Genomic DNA, 21,085 nt, shown 5'->3' with positions numbered 1-21,085 from the left:
AGAAACGGTATACATGGTCTTAAGTAAATCCATTAACACGCACATAATTCTCTGTTAGAATAGTTTGCATATATCACTTGTTATCCAACTATGTACTTAATCAACATAGAAAGTGGAGGGCTAAACTATGGCAATGAAAGAGGCAGAAATGCTCGAAATCGCTGCGAAATATGCACCAGTTCTACTGTTTGATCTGAATGAACCGTTTTATCCTGACTTTGTAGGGATTTCACTGTTGGAACGTCCCGGGGCATCTCCATCATTTAGAAGAGAGATTGATTTTCCCGTGGAGGCTGTGCAATATGTTATTGAATATGCCATCTGGTGGGATTATGAAATTGGACATTTGTATGAAATGGAACATGTATGGATCTATGTTGGTCACGATGGCGCAGTCGTGGATTGTGAAGCCAGTTTTCATGGTAAAGTACTCCGAGGCATGTTGAAGGATCGAATTAATGTGGTGCACAATCAGGTGATACTGTACTCACAGCCGGGCAAGCATGCATTTTCACCTTTACCTGTCGTATTCGAGTTGTTGCCAGACTTATATAGTGCAGCAGGAGCAAAGGCTGGGTGTGATGGTTTGTTAGTCAATGAGTTATTTCAGGACTATTTTGAAACGAATGCAGAGATCGATGCTCGTGTGCGTAATTATCTATTAAGTAAATCGTTTATACCCACCATGGTGTTTGAAGAATATCATTTGAAGCTGGAAACATTCATGTCATGGGACAGGCTGTTTACACTAATTCCACAGCGAATCGAGAGCCGATTAAAAGAATTGGAACATTGGTTTGAACAAACAGAGAATCAAACTCTTTAGAAGAGTTTGATTTTTTTGTCATCTATGAAGATATCATCTCAATTGGATGGAATTTGAAATTCTAATCTGAATCCAAAGTCACAGAAATGCAAACCCGCTAATTTACACATAGGGTTTGCTTTTGAGTGTATATAGGTCTTTGTGCTTGGTATAAGTGATTCTAAATACCTTACATCTGACTGAATTACAGATATATTTAAAATGTTAATGAATTTAATAGTTGTTTAGATTTTCGTAATTGAGAACGATTTATGTTTAATGATATGGATATTTAGATTTTCTTTTTAAAAAAGCAAGGTTCTATAGAATCCTTTATTTTTTTCGTATTAGTGAAATATTTAATAAATACAAATCTTCTATTCACATTTTTGATAGTAATGTCGAAATAAATCGTAAGTTGTCTAGAGCGTTGCCCGGGGGAAGGGGTAAAGACGCAAATAAATACATAACTGGACACGAAGATGCCTAGGAGGAGATTAGATGAAGTGGTTCGGTAATTTGAAAACAGCAACAAAGATTATTTCAGCATTCTTAATTGTGTCCATGATTTTGGCAGCACTCGGGATTTATTCAGTGATTACATTGAGAAGTACGAACGAACGGATGCAAGAAATGTATAACAATAATCTTATGTCTGTAAAAGAACTATCAGCGGCACAAGTAGATTATCAACGTATGCGTGTGGGTGTGCGTGACCTCAACACTGAATCAATTGATGCAGAACAAACCAGAATTATGGATAACATCGCCTCAATTCGTCAAACGCTGGACGATCACATTAATAATTACCGCACTTTAGTAACTACTCCACAAGAAAGCGATCTACTTCGAAACTTTGATACACAGTATCCTAATTATTTAACCTTGTACGACCAAGGCATAAACATAGCTTTAAGTGACAACAACGCTGAATTCACGAGATTCCTTAGAGAAACTTTAAAACCTCCTGGGGATGGCGTAGTACAAGTACTGCAAGATTTAATGAATATTAATATAAGTCTAGCTGAAGAAGCGAATTCAAAATCAGAAGCAGCTTATTCCGCCTCCTTTATGGTAACAATCATTTTAGTTGTTCTCGCAGTGATTTTTAGCATTTTAATCGGATACATTATTTCCCGTTCCATTTCCAAACCGTTATTATCCATGGTGGAATTGGCAAGGGAAGTGGCGGGAGGTAATCTGACCCTTAAGTCAGATATTTCAAGCCGAGATGAAGTGGGTCAACTAGCCCAAGCTTTGAATCGAATGGTTGATAACTTGAAAACATTGATCGACAGCATTGTTATGAACTCTCAAAGTGTTGCCGCATCATCCGAGCAAATCTCAGCAAGTACACAAGAAATTGCAAGCACAAGCACAAGTCAATCGAGCGAAGCAGCGAATATTTCTGAACTGTTCAAGGAACTTTCCCTTGCTATTAACTCTGTTGCAGCAAGTGCTGAAGAAGCAGCAGAGCTGTCTAATGATACCGTGAAAACAGCCCGTGAAGGTGGACATGTCGTGCAAACTTCACTGGAAGGCATGCAGGCTGTAAATGTTAAAATGTCACAGTTGGAAGAAGACTCTCGCAAAATTGGTGACATCATTGAAGTGATTGACGATATTGCAGAGCAGACGAATCTACTAGCGCTGAACGCAGCTATTGAAGCGGCACGGGCAGGCGAACAAGGACGTGGGTTTGCTGTTGTAGCCGATGAAGTGCGTAAGCTGGCAGAACGAAGCGGTGAAGCAACAAAAGAGATCACGAACATTATTAAAGCGATGCAAGAAAACACCAGACAGAGTGTACGCGCTGTAGCAGATAGCGTGGAGCAATCCTCAATGACTGGTCAAGCATTTGATCAGATTATTGAAATGGTCAATAATTCTTCGCACAAAGTGAACGAAATTGCGGCTGCGTGCGAAGAGGAAGCGGCACAGGCGGCAGAAGTAATGAGCTCTGTTGAATCAATCTCAGCGTCTAGTGAAGAGTCCGCTGCGGCTTCAGAGGAAACGGCTGCAACATGTCAATCACTAGCACACCTAGCTGAAGAGCTGGCTCATTCCGCATCAGCATTTAAGACGCAATAATCAAACCAAACAGAGGTGACCAGATGTCTTCACTTCAGCAAGAGCAGTACATTGAACTATCCGTTGGGGCTGAAACCTGCGCGATCCGAATCGAAGAGATTCATGAAATTATTAAAATGCTCAGTATTACAGACATTCCATACAGCCGTCCGGAGGTAAAAGGGGTAGTCAATCTTAGAGGCAAGGTTGTATGCGTAGTAAGTTTACGCAATCTGTTAGGAATGCCTGATGAGTTGGATACAAGATCAACACGAATTATTGTTGTCCGTTATCAGGATGAATATGTGGGACTTATCGTAGATAAAGTCAACAGAGTGACTACTTATAATGAGATTCATCCTCCGACCAGTGGACATGCCCGAAGCCGAGAAGCCGTCTTTCTTGGTGTTGGACAACGTGAAGACCAACTCGTGGGCATTTTAAAATTAGAAGAGATATTGGGCGGATAGGAAGGGGAACATGAAATGATGGATTTATCTGCCTATCGCGACATCTTCATAGAGGAATTAAATGATCAGTTGGAGCGTATGGATCAATCGTTGCTGGAACTGGAACGTTCTCCTTCGGTTGGACTTGTCCAGACGCTTTTCAGAGCAGCGCACACCATTAAAGGCTCAGCCTCAACCATGGACTTCAGGGAGCTTAGTGATCTAACCCATGAGGTAGAGTTTGCACTGGAGTGGGTTCGCGACAAGAAGCCTGAGATCAATTCAGTCCTTATCGATACGTTGTTTCGTTCTCTAGATGCAATGAAGGTGCTACGAGATCAGTATGTTAGTGGTCAGCCATTTCAGAATTTTAAGAGTGTGGTTGCTGAGATCCAATCTCTTATTCAGAAGCCTGTCGATATGGAGCTAGTAAAGGCTCCCGAGCTTAAGAAGTCGGAATGGTTGATTGCACAGGAGGCTGTGGATGCAGGGCATCAGCTTTTCTCCATCCGAATTAGGTTGGAAACGGCATGTATGATGAAGGCTGCAAGGTACTTTATTGTGAGACAGCGGATTGAAGAACAGGGTGGCAAGATCATTGCAGCATCTTTGGCAGATCAAGTAGCTAGTGGGGAAGACGATGATCGGTACGCCAATTTTGTTATCGTAGCAGCCATTGCTGGTAACCCACAGGTAATCCAAGCGGAGTTGTCCAATGAGTCCGATGTGCAGATTGTGGTGGTAGAGGAGTATGTAAAAGATGTGACCGTCGTTCATAACGAACCGGTTGCTGTTCAGGAGAAGGCTGAAGCAGGCGCTGTCGAGCCATCTACGGAGAAATCGCTCTCGGATGACCGTAACAAGGGTACGCAACCAACCGTAAGAGTAAATGTTGAACGTTTGGATCATTTGATGAATCTGGTCGGGGAACTTCTGATTGACCAGACCTCGCTTGCTGACCTCAGTGGTGAAGGGGCGCGTAGTGCCCCCTCCCCGTTAATGCAGAGCATTGGCGGTGTCTCGGATCATATGGGAAGAGTGATCAAGGAGCTGCAAGAAGGAGTAATGAAGACTCGTATGCTGCCTATTGATCAGCTATTCAGTCGTTTTCCACGTCTGGTTCGAGATTTATCTCAGAAGCTGGGTAAAGAATTGGAACTGATTATTCAAGGTGGAGAGACAGAGCTTGATCGGATGATTATCGAGGAATTGAGTGATCCACTGATTCACTTGATTCGAAACAGTGCGGATCATGGTATTGAGAGTCGAGAGATTCGGGAGCAACAAGGTAAACCCACCAAAGGACGTATCACACTCACTTCATTTCACGAAGAAAACCATGTCGTTATCCGATATTCGGATGATGGTAAAGGTATTGACGGTGAACGAATTAAAGCTTCTGCACTGAGCAAAGGGCTAATTACAGAAGAACAAGCCTCACATCTGACGGAGCAGGAGGCAGTGCATCTGATCTTCGAACCAGGCTTCTCTACCGCTTCCTCTGTGAGCGAGGTCTCAGGTCGTGGAGTGGGTATGGACATTGTGAGAAGCCAGATCGGTCGATTAAACGGCATTATTGACATTGACACGGAGCCTGGAAGGGGGACAACATTCACCATTCGTTTACCTCTCACACTTGCCATTATCAAAGGCTTGCTTGTTAAAGTTTCGGGTCGTGTACTGATCATTCCAATGTACAACATTGCGGAGATCGTTCGCATCGCTCCAGATGACATCCAAACGATACAAGGCCAGCTAGCTATCTTGAATCATGGACGTATCGTGCCGTTCCATTGGTTACGGGATAAGCTGAATTATCCGCCTACTAACCGGGAGTCCAAGACGATTCCTCTCATTATCGTTCGCTCGGTGGATAAAACGGCGGCGTTTGCTGTGGACGAAATCATGGGTAACCAAGAGGTGGTTATCAAGAGTCTAGGATCGTACTTAGGAGCAATGAATCATCTGTCTGGTGCGACAATTCTGGGCAATGGACGAGTCGCTGTCATCCTTGATGCATCGTATTTGGTAAGTCATTAGCAAGACAACGATCTAAACGAGATCGTAACATCAGTGAGATATCATATGAGAACAAAAAAAGAGTGCTTTATTATCCTGATTAGGATGATAGAGCACTCTTTTTTGCAATATGTGTTCGTTTATGACTTAGTTACGATTTGAAGATCAGATCCATGAAGCGGTTCGTTACCAGAGAAGTAGGCATATTACGCTTTGTCATAATTCCGACGTGGGAAGGTGGCAAGGACACATCCAGTTGAATTTCAAACAAAGAGCCTTCTTCTAACTCCTTCGATATGAACTCCCGGGTTACATAAGAGATCCCTAACCCCCGCCTTGCTAGTTCAATGAGTAGATCAACACTACCTACTTCGATTTCGGGTTTAAGTGTGTAGCCGTATGAATTAAACAATTCCGTAATGGCCATCCTTACCCGGCTATTCCGAGAGAAGAGGATTAACTGATGTTCAAGCAGTGTCTCCAGAGACAACACTTTGTCTTTAAGTTCAGCATAACGTTCCCCCGCGACGAAACAATCCTTGAGTTGAATACTTTCTCTAACCTCCAGCTGAGGATCCACGATTGGCATACGGACAACGCCTAAGTCGATTTTACCCTCTTTCAGGAAGGTGATTACCTCTGGTGTGGTTCCGTGGCTTAAGTGAAGCTTGATGTTTGGATACAGCACGTGAAATTCTTCGAGATAAGATAACATGTAATGTTTAAACAAGGAATCACTACCGCCAATTCTAAGCTCGCCGCTATCCAGGCTTTTCAACGCCGCCATCTTTTCTTCTGCCAAAGAGATCAAAATCTGTGACTGCTCGATGTAAGAGTATAGGCTCATGCCTTCTTGTGTCAGCGCAACCCCTTTGGAATTACGATAAAACAATGTTAAACCAAAGCTTTCTTCCAGTTGCTTAATCGCATGACTGACGCTTGGTTGCGTAATGTATAACACTTTTGCAGCTTGCGTTAAACTTCCCGTCTTGGCAGCCCAATAAAACACCTTATATAATTCATAATTTGTTGTCATAGATATGGTCTATAGCTCCTGTGAAATATATTAATTACTTGTATGGCTATGAAACGTATTATAGTGTAACTACAGCAAAGAAACCAGAGTTACTTGGAAGGAGATAGTGAGATGGAACCTACATCTTTAATTTTGTTTGGTGCTACTGGCGATTTAGCCAAAAGAAAAATATATCCTGCACTATATAATTTATACATTGAGCAGAAGCTTCCAGAATCTTTCTCCTTGATTGGTTTAGGTCGTAGAGAATGGTCTGATGAGTTCTTTCAGGCACAAGTGGAAAAGTCGCTTCATGAGTTTTCCAGACGCCAAGCTGATCCTGCACGGGTGAAGTCATTCGTAAAAGCTTTTCGCTACAGTGTATTGAATATAAGCCATAAGGAAGATTATATAACGTTGTTAGATCTCGTTCAGAAGAGAGAAGCTGAGCTTAGCATTCCTTCCAACCGTTTGTTTTACCTTTCCGTTGGACCGGAATTTTTCGAGCCTATCGCGCAGAACATTCAAGAAAGCGGGTTAGGCTCAACAGAAGGCTGGAAACGGCTTGTGATTGAGAAGCCATTCGGACATGATCTCCAGTCTGCTCGTGATCTTAACCGCAACTTGAGTGAATCTTTCACTGAAGAAGAAATTTATCGGATTGACCATTATCTGGGTAAACCGATGGTACAACGCCTAGAGACGCTGCATCAAAGTAATCCAATCATGAAGGCATTGTGGAACAATCGCTACATCTCGAATGTGCAGATTACGGCAAACGAGACAGTAGGTGTAGAGGAACGGGCATCCTACTATGATCATGTAGGTGCAGTGCGAGACATGTTCCAGAATCACATGCTGCAATTGCTGATGATGATGGCGATCCAACTTCCTCACAACAGCACACCGGAAAAAGTGGGCTTGAAGAAAAAGCATATTATGGAATCCATCTTGCCTTTGCAAAAACAAACCGTTGGAGCAAGCGTAATCCGTGGACAATATGCAGAGGGAAGTATCCAAGGCAAACCTGTTAATGCTTATACTGCTGAACTAGGTGTAGCTGAGAATACGATGAACGACACGTTCATCGCTGCAAAGTTACAAATTGATGATTTCTTCTGGCGTGGTGTTCCATTCTACATCCGTACGGGTAAAAGAATGAAGGAGAAATCCACACGCATCGTCATTGAATTCAAAGAACCATCTGGTCAAGCTCATGGAGTCAAGAGCAACGGCTCCAAACCTAATTTGCTTGTCATTGAGATGAGTCCTGATCAAAGTATGACATTGCAACTGAATGCAAGTGATCCGCAGAATAAGGGAGACTTTAAGCCAGTGCATATTGATCTTTCGCCTGATCGCGAAGATCTAGCTGAAGCTTATGAAAACTTGATTCACGATGCACTGCATGGTGACCCAACATTCTTCGCACACTGGGATGAAGTTGAATTGTCATGGGCTTGGGTGCAACCAATCTTGGATGCATTTACTGAGAATTTGTTGCCTCTTCACTTATATCCTGCAGGAAGCTACGGTCCAGCAGAATCGGATGCGATGCTGGCGGCTGAGGGACACCATTGGTGGTTTGACGAGCCCGCTGATCAGGATGTATCATCCGTAACAGATGTTCCATTGGCAGTGAATGGCAACCTGTAATACCTAATCACATGTATTCACCCAACGAGCCACTTCGATAGGATAGGTTGAACTGGCTCTGTTGGAAACTAAAAATTATCTTATGGAGGGAATTAACCATGAAATTTTTCATCGATACAGCAAACTTAGAGGATATCAAAAAAGCGTATAAAATTGGTGTACTTTCAGGCGTAACAACTAACCCATCTTTGGTTGCCAAAGAAGGCATTAAGTTTGAGGATCGTATTGAAGAGATTTTGCGTGAAGTGCCAACGGTTGAGTCCGTATCTGCTGAGGTTACTCCAGATGCACTTACTGCAGAAGAGATGATTGCACAAGCGAATGAATTGATCAAAATCAACAATAACGACAAAAACATAACGATTAAACTGCCGATGACACTCGCAGGTCTGGAAGCTTGCCGTTATTTGACTGAGAAAGGTGTAAAAACTAACGTTACACTGATTTTCACTGTTAACCAAGCACTTCTGGCGGCACGTGCCGGTGCAACTTATGTATCCCCGTTCTTGGGACGTCTGGATGATATCTCAGAAGATGGAGTACAGTTAGTTGCCAAAGTTGCTGAGTTGTTCCGTACACATAACTTGGATGCACAGATCATTGCGGCATCCGTAAGACATCCGGATCACGTTACGCGTGTAGCTATGGCTGGTGCTCATATTGCTACAGTTCCTTTCTCTGTCATTGAGCAGATTTCCAAACACCCACTGACAGATCAAGGTATGGAGAAATTCGCAGCAGACTGGAAAAAAACAGTTCAATAAGGTCTGACGAGTATCTTAGATTGAGATAAAAATATAACATGGACTTTGGGAGGACATAATGAGTAAACAACAGATTGGTGTTATTGGATTGGCAGTAATGGGTAAAAACTTGGCTTTTAATATCGAGAGTAAAGGGTTCTCCGTATCGGTATTTAACCGTTCACCTGAGAAAACGCATGACCTCTTGAAAGAAGCTGAGGGGAAAAACCTAATCGGTACGTTTTCAATTGAAGAGTTTGTAGCTTCTTTGGAATCCCCACGCAAAATCTTGATCATGGTTCAAGCGGGTAAAGCAACAGATGCAACGATTGAACAGTTGCTTCCTCATCTTGACCAAGGCGACATTATCATCGACGGTGGTAATGCATACTTCCCTGATACTCAACGTCGCAGCAAAGAGCTGGAGGAAAAAGGATTCCGCTTTATCGGCGCAGGTGTATCCGGTGGTGAAGAAGGCGCATTGAAAGGTCCAGCAATTATGCCAGGTGGACAAGAGAGTGCATATGCCTTAGTTGAACCTATCCTGACAGCAATCTCGGCTAAAGTTGGCGATGATGCTTGCAGCACATATATCGGACCAGACGGTGCGGGACACTATGTCAAAATGGTTCATAATGGTATCGAATACGGGGATATGCAGTTGATTGGCGAAGCATACCACTTGCTCAAATCCGTACTTAACGTTTCCGTAGAAGAGTTGCATGAAATCTTCACAGAATGGAATCAAGGTGAGCTGGATAGCTACTTGATTGAAATTACAGCAGACATCTTCTCCAAATACGATCCAGAAACCGGCAAACCAATGGTAGACGTGATCTTGGATGCAGCTGGACAAAAAGGAACAGGTAAATGGACAAGCCAAAGCGCGCTTGATCTCGGCGTACCACTGTCCATGATTACCGAATCCGTATTCTCCCGTTTCTTGTCTGCGATGAAAGACGAGCGTGTAGCAGCAAGCAAAATTCTGAATGGCCCTGCGACAGAAGCATTCTCTGGCGACAAAAAAGCATTCATTGAGAATGTGCGTAAAGCACTGTTCGCAAGTAAAATTGTATCCTATGCTCAAGGTTTCGCTCAGATGCGTGCTGCATCCGATGAGTACGGCTGGAACCTGAAATACGGTAGCATCGCGATGATCTTCCGTGGTGGCTGCATCATCCGTTCACAATTCCTGCAAAACATCAAAGAAGCATACGATAAAGATGCAGCGCTCAAAAACCTGCTCTTAGATCCGTACTTCCAAAACATCGTTGAATCTTACCAAGGTGCATGGCGTGAAGTCGTAGCAGCTGCTGTACAACAAGGAATTCCGGTTCCTGGCTTCTCCAGCGCACTGTCCTACTACGATAGCTATCGTACAGAGCGTTTGCCTGCAAACTTGTTGCAAGCACAACGTGACTACTTCGGTGCACACACGTTCCAACGCGTGGACAAAGAAGGTTCATTCCACTTCCAATGGATGGACACTAACGAGTAATTATATGATGTAGATGGAACTTAAATTGAATTAGCTCCATTAATACAGTAATATGACACCTTTGTTCCTCATGAGTGTAGACTCATGAAGGAACAAGGGTGTTTTTTATGGTTAAAAGCGTGATTAGGAAATGTTTGAATTTAAGTATCATCAAATTGTAATAAAATGTACGCAACTACTTGAGGTAAATAGATGCGGCGACCCCTTTAACTACGTTATACTCATGTATAGAGGTGAAATTTGTCTATTTGATTCAAATAACAACTTATACTTAATTTGACGTGGGGGTTAAGCTTGGCATGTTTGTACTTGTAGGTATATTGTTTTTGCTTGTATATGGTCTTTTAGTGTTCTACATAGGATGGAGCGGTTGGAGCTGGATGAAGCCTGTTGTGGCAGCCAGATTCCGTTTGCTGTACATCATTGTACTGGTGTTCCTGTCACTGTCGTTTATTTTGGCGAGAATGTTTGGTAACATTTCATTTTTGAGCATTATCGGTTCATACTGGCTCGCCATCTTCTCATTGTTATTAATCATTTTGCCTGTTGCTCATTTAGTGCTTTGGTTACTCCGCTTAACTCGTATTCCAAGACATCACGCACATAAATGGGGTGGTGTAGTTACGCTGATTTTGCTTCTGTCTACACTAGGATACGGGATATTTAATGCGTATAGCCCAGTCGTTAGACAGTATAATATCCAAGTGGATAAAAAGGTTGAGGGTATGGACAAGCTCAAGATCGTGATGGCAGCAGATATGCATTTTGGACTGTTATCAGGCCCAGCTCATGCTAAACGTATGGTAGAGGAAATTAACGCGCTTCAGCCGGATCTAGTGTTATACCCTGGTGACATTATTGATGACAATCTGGACATGTATCTTAATAGTGGAATTGCAGATATTATTCGTGACATCAAAGCGCCTTATGGGGTCTACGCTTCCTTGGGGAACCATGATAAGTTTGATGGGCCGATTGAAGATCTCATCGCAGCGTTGGAGAAGAGTAATATGCAAGTATTATACGATGATAAAATCATAATAGATGATAAGATCACGCTTGTTGGGCGTAAAGATCGAACAGAGAAGGATCGTGCTGAAGTAGCAACATTGATGCAGGATACAGATCTAAGTAAACCGGTTATCATGTTGGATCATCAGCCTTATGATCTGGATATTGCCGAGCAAAACAAGGTTGACTTGGTCGTATCCGGTCACACACATCGAGGACAGATTGCGCCGGCACAGTTCATCACAGCAGCGATCTATGAGAATGATTGGGGTTATCTGCAAAAGGGTGATATGCATTCCATTGTGACCTCTGGATATGGTTTCTGGGGACCTCCAATTCGGACAAGCAGTCGCTCTGAGATTGTAGAGATTAATGTAACGTTTAAGCAATAAAACCAAAGCCCTTCGCTAGAAGGGCTTTTTTGTATGTGAATACACGTGCTTGATCCGTGGCATACCTCTAGCTCTGTGGCTCGTATAAGATTGAGAGTTCTCCTTGAATTCTCCCTGTTTGTGCCTGTATTAAAATGTAAATATTATAAAAGTACATGCCTCTTGATTGTGATACGAGAAGTAAATGTTCTATGTAAGAATGTCAAGGAAGACAGACAGTGGCAGGAATTTCTGTTGACACCGTTTTCAGCTTGTGATAAATTATATCCGAGGCTTGTTACCGGTAAAGCGGGCAAAACCACTATGGAAATGATTTTATTATTTCTGTTTTGGTTTTGCCCTTTTTTATGTCTCAAAATAAAGCAGGTGGGTCCATTATGATTATCAAACAGATATTTAATAACAATATCGTCAGCACAGTGGATGATAAAAATCAGGAATTGCTGATCCTCGGCCGGGGTATCGGATTTAAGTTTAAAGCTGGCGATGAGATTGACGAAGAGCGAATTGAAAAGGTGTTTCGTCTTCAGGATACATCGATTTATGAGAGATTCAAATCCATCGTGGCTGAAGTGCCTATTGAAATTCTGCAGGCAACGGATGATATCGTGACGCTTGCGCGAACGCAGCTTAATAAAACGATCAGTGATGGAATTTACGTCTCCCTGTCAGATCATATTCATTTTGCCGTTCAGCGGATGGAAAACGGCATGATTACGCGTAATCCACTCTCGTGGGAAGTACAGCATTTTTATAAGGCAGAGTACGATGTGGCTAGAGAAGCATTAACCTTACTCAAGGAACGACTGGATATCGAGTTTCCTAAGGATGAAATCTGCAATATCGCTTTGCATTTCATTAATGCAGAAGTCAATGATTCAATGAATGATGTTACCCACCTGATGCAGCTGCTTCAGGAGATCATGAATATTATCAAATATCACTTTAATGTAGAATTGGATGAAGATAGTGTTAACTATTTCCGGTTCATCACACATTTGAAATATTTCTGTCAGCGGGTCATTACACATTCGTCACATGATGACGCGGAAGAGTATTTGTACGAGGTTGTTCGGAAAAACTATCCGGAAACCTTCAAATGTATTGGTAAAATTGAAGCCTTTATCCATAAGAACTATCAGTATGACATGACACATTCGGAGCAGTTATATCTGACGCTCCACTTGGAGCGGTTGATGAAGACCAAGCGAGACCAAGCGAGATAGATAAATAACACACATCTATCGCATCAAACACCAATTGTAGTAACAACAATTGAATATGACTGGGCTTGTTACTGTTCAATCAGGCAATACCCGAATGAGATGACGTCAGAATCTGCGTTGTATTCGTTCGGGTATTTTTTATTGGAAAAATGAGGAGGAGCTCCATATGAAACATCAGGAAACGGCACAGGGAATCATTAAAGCCGTCGGGGGTACGGACAATATTAACTCGGTATATCATTGCGTCACACGGTTACGTTTTGATCTGAAAGATAACGACAAAGTGGATAATAGTTCCCTAAAACAATTAGATAAAGTCATGGGCACGAATATCTCTGGTGATCAGTTCCAAGTCATCATTGGTAACGACGTATCTAAAGTATTCGATGCAATGGTCAAGGATCATCCAGCCATTGGGCAAAGTACAGAGACGAAACAGCCTAAGCCAGATAATAACAAAAACATCATTCTTAACATTTTCGAGACCATTGCGGGTGTATTTGCACCAATGCTGCCAGCTATTACAGCAGCGGGTATGCTCAAAGGATTGCTTGCCCTATTTGTATCTGTGGGCTGGATGACAGCGGGAACAGATGTATATCGGATTCTGTCAGCTATTGGTGATGGGGTATTCCACTACTTACCGCTACTCATCGCAGTAAGTGCTGCTCGTAAATTCGGTAGTAACCCGTTTGTAGCGATCGCGTTAGGTACGGCACTAATGTATCCAGATATGAGCAAATTGCTTGATGGAAGTCAATCCGTTGCGTTTCTCGGTATTCCAGTAACTGCTGTAAGTTATGCTTCATCGGTTATTCCGATCTTACTTGCAGTATGGCTCATGTCCTATGTAGAAAAGTGGGTTGACCGCATCATTCCAGCGGCATTGAAATTGTTGCTTGTACCTCTTATTACCTTGCTTGTGATGGTTCCAGTAACGTTAATTGCCATTGGTCCTCTGGGAACCTTTGTAGGTAACGGTTTGTCGGGCGGCATTAACTGGTTGCTGAATGAAGGTGGTCTGATCGCGGGTATTGTGCTGGGCGGCGCGATGGCGTTGATCATCATGACAGGAATGCACTACGCGTTAGTGCCAATCATCTTGAGTAACATTGCAACATTGGGCTTCGATAAGTTCTTGCCACTGACGTTCATCTCTAACATGGGTCAGGCAGGCGCAACATTGGGTGTGTTTTTCCGTGCGAAGGACAAAAAACTTAAAACCGTTGCGTTGTCCACAAGCTTCACTGCTCTCATGGGTGTAACAGAGCCTGCAATGTACGGCGTGAACATGAAGTACAAAAAACCATTTGCTGCAGCTATGATTGGTAGCGCAGTGGGTGGTGGATTCGCACTCGCATTTGGTGCTAAAGCATATGTCCTTGCAGGTAACGGTGGTCTTCCAGGACTTCCTTCGTTGATCGGACAAACCTTCTGGTATTCATTAGGGGGTATGGCGCTAGCGTTTATTGTAGGAACGATCATGTCTGTTGTATTCGGTATTAAGGAGGAAGAAGGCGATGCTGAAGCATTGGCTCAATTCTCTCCAAGCAACACAACGGCGCCCAAAGCTACACCTGCGACTAGCGCATCTGTAGACGTGGACGACATGGGTGCTCCAGCACCTACAGGTAATGCAACAGCAGTTGCACCGATGACAGGAAAAGCAATTCCACTGCAAGAGGTCAATGATCCGACCTTCGGAGACGAATTGATGGGTAAAGGTGTTGCTTTCGTGCCTTCGATCGGTGAACTCGTATCTCCAGTCACTGGAACAGTAATGAATGTGTTCAAAACAAAACATGCCATTGTTGTACGCAGTGATGATGGTATGGAACTACTGATTCATGTCGGAATCAACACCGTGAAACTGCGTGGACAGTATTTTGAATCCCATGTTACATCAGGCACACGTGTGCAAGCGGGAGATCTTATGCTTACGTTTGAACTTGATGAAATTGCGAAGGAATATGACATTACTACAGCAATGGTAGTTACTAATACAGCCGATTATCGTACAGTTCAACCTGTGCAATTAGGCGACATTCAGATGGGTCAGGATGTATTAAAAGCAGAACTGTAAAAGAGAAGAGGGGGATAACGATGAGCAATCGACAAGGTTTTCCAGAAGGTTTTTTGTGGGGTGGCGCTATAGCAGCTAACCAAGCAGAAGGAGGATTCGACGCAGGAGGCAAAGGCTTCTCTACGGCAGATATGGTTCCTTATTTTGAGAAAAAGGATTATACGAACCTAAGAGAGCTTATGCATGTAACCAGTGCAACGGTTGAAAAGGCCATGGCTCACCACAGCGCGGAAGGGTATCCGAAGCGTTACGGAATCGATTTTTACCACCGCTTTAGAGAGGATATCGCGTTATTCGCTGAACTTGGCTTCAAGACATTCCGGTTGTCCATCAACTGGCCGCGTATCTTCCCTAATGGTGATGAAACTGAGCCGAATGAAGCGGGATTACGTTTCTATGATGAAGTCTTTGATGAGCTGCGCAAATATGATATCGAACCACTCGTGACGCTCTCACACTATGAGATGCCGATGGGGCTTGTATTGAAGTACAACGGTTGGGCAGGTCGCGAGGTGATCGAACATTTTGTGAGATATGCAGAGACAGTAATGACACGGTATCAAGACAAGGTGAAATACTGGTTAACGTTTAATGAGATTAATACAACCATTATTGAGCCGTTCACTGGCGGTGGTATTATCGAGGATCGTGTGGAGAACACCATGCAGGCTTCATACCAAGCGCTCCATCATCAGTTTGTTGCCAGCAGTCTGGTTACGGAGAAAGCACGTCAGATTAATCCGAATTTCCAAATTGGCTGTATGTTAGCTCGTATGATTCATTACCCAGCTACCTCGAAGCCAGAAGATGTTCTGCAAGCACAGGTGGATAATCAGTTGAATTTACTGCATACAGATGTTCAGGTTCGTGGTAGTTATCCCGCGTATATGGATCGTTATTGGGCAGAGAACGGAATTTCTGTTGTAATGGAACCAGGAGACAAGGAGATTCTACGTGCGCATACCATTGACTTTATCTCGTTTAGCTACTATACATCGCTAGTGTCGGCAGTGAATCCCGAAGACTATGGGGTGACTGGAGGCAATCTGTATAGCACGATCAAGAATCCGAATCTGGAACGTACAGAGTGGGGCTGGCAGCTTGATCCCATCGGACTACGTATTGCATTGAAAGAACTGTATGATCGCTACCAATTGCCGTTATTCGTTGTTGAAAATGGTCTCGGAGCTAAGGATACGCTTGAAGCTGATGGTTCCATTAACGATGATTATCGGATCGATTACCTGAAAAGACACATTACTCAGATGAAAGAGGCCGTAATGGATGGGGTAGACCTTATGGGGTACACCAACTGGGGCACCATTGACATCATCAGTGCTTCCACGTCAGAAATGTCCAAACGATATGGCGTAATCTATGTGGATCAGGACGATCATGGAAAGGGTACACTGAATCGTTTGAAGAAAAAAAGCTTTGCATGGTATCAGAAAGTGATTGCTTCCAATGGTGAAGATTTAGCGTAATATGCTGGGCGGTTCTTGCATGTCGATGTTGCGGCGCAAGAGCCGCCTTTTAATTATAGCTGAAAAACAATAGCCTCCTAACATGTAAGGTGATATACTGTGTTCGTATCGGGGGGGATCTAGATGGATAAACCAATTATTGCAGTCGACATGGACGACACCATATGCCAGCTCGTGAAACGCGCCATATATCATAACAACATTAACTTCCCAACACATCCGCTGCGATATGAGGATATGCTTCATTGGGACACCTCTCACTTGCGACATCCAGAGAGTACCCATGATGTTTTCTATGGTCGCCCGGGTCTGTTTGAAGAGTTGGAGCTATACGACGAATATGTAGTGGAAGAGATGGAGAAGCTGAACCAAGCGTATGATCTGATTATCGTTACGGCGGCGGAACCAAGGACAGTGGTAGAGAAGTGGAACTGGCTTCAGAAGCATATGCCTTTTATTACCGCAGATCAATTTATTACATGCAAAAGAAAATACCTACTTGGCTTCGATCTGTTAATCGATGATGGTGCTCATAATTTAATAGCCGCACATGACTTAGGAAGAAAAGTACTCTGTATTCCCCATCCATGGAACGTAAAAGAACGGGAGCAATACGGATTTCCGTTAATGTCCACATGGCATGGGGCGAAGGAATATATCGATAGAATGCTCGAAACGGTAAATGTTTGATGAGAAGTGCTATAAAAAGCTGTTCAATAAGTTCACTTTTGGTCACGGTGAATGTTAGACGGCATCTCATTTTCTGGATATGCAACAACGAATGTCATGAATTATGAACTCGCCCAGAGCGTCTTAAGATGCTGGTTAATCTGATGTATAGCTTTTGCGATACATATGCGGTGTTGTTCCCGTGATTTTTTTGAAGACGGCGTGAAAAGTATCTACATCCCTGTAGCCGACGAGTTCGGCGATCAGGCTGACATTATGTTGTGAGCTCTTTAGGAGTTCACAACTTTTTTGTATGCGCAGATGTTGAAGATAGGAACCAAAAGTCTGACCTGTATGTTTCAGAAACAACCGTCCGAGGTGCTTCTCGCTCCAACTGGATATATGCACGAGATCACGAAGACGAATCCGTTCATGAATATGGTGATTCAGATACCTGAGGACATGTTCAAAATCATCTGTATTTGAATGCGTTTGCTTATAATCCTGTTGGTATTGTCGATAGGTGGTTACAACCAGTTGGCTGACCAAGGTATATAACATCGTGGAAGAGCCGGCGTCCAGAAGAGACGATTCTTTGTATAATCTAATCATCATTTCTTCGATCTGCTGAGTATGATCAACGACATGGACATAAGGCATTTCATTCAGTTCTAGATGCTTGAGGTGATCGCGTATCGCTTGTTCCTGAATGATTGTACTGAGCGTTGAGGTCAGTTCAGCATTGAACAGACAATTATAAATAATGAGTGGTGTCACGGATAAGTTCGGACTGGAAGGTCTGAAGACATGAGGAATGCCGATTGGGATAACAAACAGCATACCTTTGTGCACAGGAATGACGTCTTCACCGATATGGTGAAAGCCCTTTCCCTCCGCGACATAACAATACTCTACGAAGTCATGTGCATGGAATGGAGCATCAAAATTTTCCGAGCAGCGATTTACATACAATTTAAGATTGTTGTTTAAAAAGAATTCACTTTTAAATAGTTCAATTGCTGATTGCATGTTTAACAACCTCAATTCATGACCGAATTACCGGGTGAATTCGTCCGAATCACCGGGTATGATCTCACATAGGATCGATATAATTATAGCGTAAGACAGAATATGAAACCACGATGGAAAGGGATGTTTCTCTTATGTTGACGGTTCATCATCTTCGCTGTGAATATAAAATAAATCCAATCGGTCTGGATGTAAGGTCGCCAAGATTAAGCTGGCATATACAATCAGACCAGCGAAACTGTGTTCAGACTGCCTACCAGATTCAATTATATCTTCAAGATTCGCATGAGCAGATGGTGTGGGATTCCGGTAAGGTAATCTCGAACCAATCCATACATGTTGAATTAGATGGCTGGCTCCCATCGGCGCGAACAAGGTATGTTTACCGGATTAAAGCCTGGGATAACTTCGAGAACGAATCAGACTGGTCGAATACCGCGTTCTTCGAAATGGGACTAATGGACAGTGCGAATGCTTGGCGAGCGGACTGGATCTCGGCACCATTATCAGCAGAAGAGGAGAAGGATGAATCATGCACGCGTCTCCGCAAGTCATTTCAACTAAGTAAGCCTGTAGCTAAAGCAAGAGTTTATGTCACAGCTCTTGGGTTATATGAGCTTCATTTGAATAATAAACGTGTGGGAGACGCTTATTTCACACCTGGATGGACGAGTTATAGTAAGCGGTTACAATATCAGACGTACGACATTACGGACTCTCTAGAGATTGGTGAGAATATACTCGGCGCCTACTTAGGTGATGGGTGGTATAAAGGATATTTGGGATGGAAGAATGAACAACAATTTTATGGAAAAAGGACAGCCTTATTACTTGAACTTCACATAGAGTATGCAGACGACTCAGAGGAATATATTGTGACAAACGAACACTGGCAGTCGTCTTCAAGTGCTATTCAGATGTCTGATATTTATATGGGTGAGACGTATGATGCTCGGCTGGAATCTGCATGGACAGATCTTGATCCGTCTTCCTGGTCGCCGGTAGAAGTTCTGGATCATCCGAAAGATATCATTGTTGCTCAAGAGAATGTACCCGTTACACAAGTTGAGCATCTTCAACCTATAGCTATCCTCACCACACCGCAGGGTGACCGTGTGCTTGATATGGGTCAGAACATGGTAGGATGGATGAAATTCAAGGTTCAAGGTAAATCGGGTCATAAAGTTGAGCTGTTACATGCTGAAATATTGGACCATGACGGTAATTTCTACACGGATAATCTGAGGGCTGCCAAGCAGCGAATTCAATATACTCTCAAGGGAGGGGAGGCAGAGACGTATGAGCCCCATTTTACATTTCAGGGCTTCCGTTATGTGAAATTGATTGGTTTTCCAGAGTACATTCATCTGCAAGATTTTACAGGGGTTGTTCTCCATTCCCATATGGAGCAGACCGGTGAATTCAAGTGCTCTAGTCCACTTGTGAATCAACTACATCACAACATTTTGTGGGGGCAAAAGGGGAATTTCCTCGATGTGCCGACAGATTGTCCACAGCGTGACGAACGTCTTGGTTGGACGGGAGATGCGCAGATGTTTATCCGAACAGCGTCCTATCTTATGAACACGGCACCATTCTTCACAAAGTGGCTTCGTGATCTTGGAGCAGACCAGCGTGCAGATGGCGGCATACCCTTTTTCGTGCCTAACCCAAGTAGTGATAGCTTCGCCAATGACATGCAAGATACAGCGCACTCGTCTGCGGCCTGGGGAGACGCGGCGGTAATCTGTCCATGGACACTGTATGAAATGTACGGTGACATACGATTGTTAGCTGAGCAATATGGGAGTATGAAACGATGGGTTGACTATGTTTATAATCAAGGAGATAAGCCATATCTGTGGAATACGGGTTTCCACTTTGGAGATTGGCTGGCTCTGGATTCCAAACCAGATAGCTACATCGGAGCAACCGATCCGGATTATGTAGCAACGGCCTTCTATGCCTATTCTGTATCTTTAACTAGAAAAGCTGCCTTGGCATTGGGGAACAGCGAAGAAGCAGCGCATTATGGTGAACTGCATGATCATATTGTTAAAGCATTTCGAGAGGAGTTCGTGACACCATCGGGTCGCATTGCGGTACCCACTCAGACAGCTGTGGTGCTGGCATTGCACTTTGATCTATTGGAGGAATCGGGACGGAAACGAGCGATTGAACAACTCAGCAAACTGATTGCTGAAGCGAATAATCATTTGACAACGGGATTTGTAGGCACACCTTATTTGAATCCTGTGCTTAGCGAGACGGGGCAACATGAGCTAGCTTACACTTTACTATTTCATGAGGATTATCCATCCTGGTTGTATCAGGTCACTCAAGGTGCCACTACGATCTGGGAGCATTGGGATGGGATCAAGGAAGATGGCCGGATGTGGAGTGCTGACATGAATTCGTTCAATCATTATGCGTATGGTTCAATTGGCGAGTGGCTGTATCGTTATGTGGCAGGCATACGTGCAGACGAAGAACGTCCCGGTTTCCAAGCGATTCATATTGAGCCACAACCAGGGCCTGGACTAGATTGGGTGGAGGCTAGTGTGGAGACGATGTATGGAAAAGTGCTTTCCGGCTGGACACGACAAGAACAAGGTGAGATGCAGCTCCGTGTAGTTATACCAGCGAATACGACAGCAACAGTTGTGCTTCCCCATGCAGTATCTGATACAGTCCTACTTGATGGTGCAGTTCTGGATCAGGCTTCAGATGTAAATGGCATTCAATTAAAGGGTGATCAGCTTCAAGTGATGTTGGGATCAGGCAGTTATACATTTCAGTATAAGGTGCAGTTAACAAAGCGTAACGATCATGTATTTTAAGTGAATGTCGAACTGTGTAGTATATTGAGATATATAGTCGAAAAATGATATGTACAACCATTGTATTAGCCTCGCTCGCTGATTAGAATGAAGCAT

General features: G+C 43.4%; 15 protein-coding genes. 13 read left to right on the top strand and 2 right to left on the bottom strand.

All coding sequences use genetic code 11. From position 1 onward, the window contains the following. The first annotated feature begins 127 nt into the window (after positions 1–127). The 4 genes from J2T19_RS05565 to J2T19_RS05550 all read left to right on the top strand — a co-directional run bounded on the left by J2T19_RS05565 (position 128) and on the right by J2T19_RS05550 (position 5,364). A complete protein-coding gene (locus J2T19_RS05565; protein ID WP_307213925.1) occupies positions 128–826 on the top strand; it encodes a hypothetical protein in 699 nt (232 codons plus the stop codon). 480 nt (positions 827–1,306) lie between these two features. Continuing rightward, on the top strand, positions 1,307–2,896 hold the full coding sequence (locus tag J2T19_RS05560; RefSeq protein ID WP_307213924.1) for a methyl-accepting chemotaxis protein: 1,590 nt from the start codon (positions 1,307–1,309) through the stop codon (positions 2,894–2,896). A gap of 23 nt (positions 2,897–2,919) precedes the next feature. Further along, positions 2,920–3,345 (top strand): chemotaxis protein CheW, encoded by a 426-nt coding sequence (locus J2T19_RS05555; protein ID WP_307213923.1) that lies wholly within the window; start codon positions 2,920–2,922, stop codon positions 3,343–3,345. A gap of 15 nt (positions 3,346–3,360) precedes the next feature. Further along, complete coding sequence (locus J2T19_RS05550) at positions 3,361–5,364, top strand: chemotaxis protein CheA (RefSeq protein ID WP_307213922.1); 2,004 nt, start codon at positions 3,361–3,363, stop codon at positions 5,362–5,364. A 130-nt stretch (positions 5,365–5,494) separates the two neighbouring features. On the opposite strand, the gene J2T19_RS05545 is transcribed toward J2T19_RS05550, so the two are convergent. Then, positions 5,495–6,379 carry a LysR family transcriptional regulator gene (locus J2T19_RS05545; RefSeq protein WP_145047314.1) on the bottom strand — a complete coding sequence of 295 codons (885 nt, stop codon included), beginning with the start codon at positions 6,377–6,379 and terminating at the stop codon, positions 5,495–5,497. 111 nt (positions 6,380–6,490) lie between these two features. Here J2T19_RS05545 and zwf point away from each other — a divergent pair, with 111 nt between their 5' ends. The 8 genes from zwf to J2T19_RS05505 all read left to right on the top strand — a co-directional run bounded on the left by zwf (position 6,491) and on the right by J2T19_RS05505 (position 17,141). Beyond that, the gene (gene zwf / locus J2T19_RS05540) at positions 6,491–8,014 is read left to right on the top strand and encodes a glucose-6-phosphate dehydrogenase (RefSeq protein ID WP_307213920.1); all 1,524 of its coding nucleotides are present in this window, start codon (positions 6,491–6,493) and stop codon (positions 8,012–8,014) included. A 98-nt stretch (positions 8,015–8,112) separates the two neighbouring features. Further along, positions 8,113–8,778 (top strand): fructose-6-phosphate aldolase, encoded by a 666-nt coding sequence (fsa, locus tag J2T19_RS05535; protein WP_056689807.1) that lies wholly within the window; start codon positions 8,113–8,115, stop codon positions 8,776–8,778. Between the two features lie 58 nt (positions 8,779–8,836). Continuing rightward, positions 8,837–10,255: an NADP-dependent phosphogluconate dehydrogenase gene (gnd, locus tag J2T19_RS05530; protein WP_307213915.1), complete on the top strand. Its 1,419-nt coding sequence runs from the start codon at positions 8,837–8,839 to the stop codon at positions 10,253–10,255. A 299-nt stretch (positions 10,256–10,554) separates the two neighbouring features. Beyond that, positions 10,555–11,658 (top strand): metallophosphoesterase, encoded by a 1,104-nt coding sequence (locus J2T19_RS05525; protein WP_307213914.1) that lies wholly within the window; start codon positions 10,555–10,557, stop codon positions 11,656–11,658. Between the two features lie 377 nt (positions 11,659–12,035). Then, positions 12,036–12,884, top strand: a complete 849-nt coding sequence (licT, locus tag J2T19_RS05520) for a BglG family transcription antiterminator LicT (protein WP_307213913.1) — start codon at positions 12,036–12,038, stop codon at positions 12,882–12,884. A gap of 166 nt (positions 12,885–13,050) precedes the next feature. Next, positions 13,051–14,967, top strand: a complete 1,917-nt coding sequence (locus tag J2T19_RS05515) for a beta-glucoside-specific PTS transporter subunit IIABC (RefSeq protein ID WP_307213912.1) — start codon at positions 13,051–13,053, stop codon at positions 14,965–14,967. A 20-nt stretch (positions 14,968–14,987) separates the two neighbouring features. Continuing rightward, complete coding sequence (ascB, locus tag J2T19_RS05510; protein WP_307213911.1) at positions 14,988–16,451, top strand: 6-phospho-beta-glucosidase; 1,464 nt, start codon at positions 14,988–14,990, stop codon at positions 16,449–16,451. 123 nt (positions 16,452–16,574) lie between these two features. Then, positions 16,575–17,141 carry a 5' nucleotidase, NT5C type gene (locus J2T19_RS05505; RefSeq protein WP_307213910.1) on the top strand — a complete coding sequence of 189 codons (567 nt, stop codon included), beginning with the start codon at positions 16,575–16,577 and terminating at the stop codon, positions 17,139–17,141. A gap of 135 nt (positions 17,142–17,276) precedes the next feature. Here the strand turns inward: J2T19_RS05505 and J2T19_RS05500 are convergent, their stop codons facing one another. Beyond that, positions 17,277–18,149 carry an AraC family transcriptional regulator gene (locus J2T19_RS05500; protein ID WP_307213909.1) on the bottom strand — a complete coding sequence of 291 codons (873 nt, stop codon included), beginning with the start codon at positions 18,147–18,149 and terminating at the stop codon, positions 17,277–17,279. A gap of 134 nt (positions 18,150–18,283) precedes the next feature. On the opposite strand from J2T19_RS05500, the gene J2T19_RS05495 reads away from it, so the two are divergent. Beyond that, complete coding sequence (locus J2T19_RS05495; protein ID WP_307213908.1) at positions 18,284–20,989, top strand: family 78 glycoside hydrolase catalytic domain; 2,706 nt, start codon at positions 18,284–18,286, stop codon at positions 20,987–20,989. Positions 20,990–21,085 lie beyond the last annotated feature (96 nt).

This window comes from Paenibacillus tundrae (assembly GCF_030812775.1).
GTDB classification, from domain to species: Bacteria; Bacillota; Bacilli; order Paenibacillales; family Paenibacillaceae; genus Paenibacillus; species Paenibacillus tundrae_A.
Note: the sequence above shows the minus strand (reverse complement) of the source record. Positions and strands in the feature narration are given on the sequence as shown.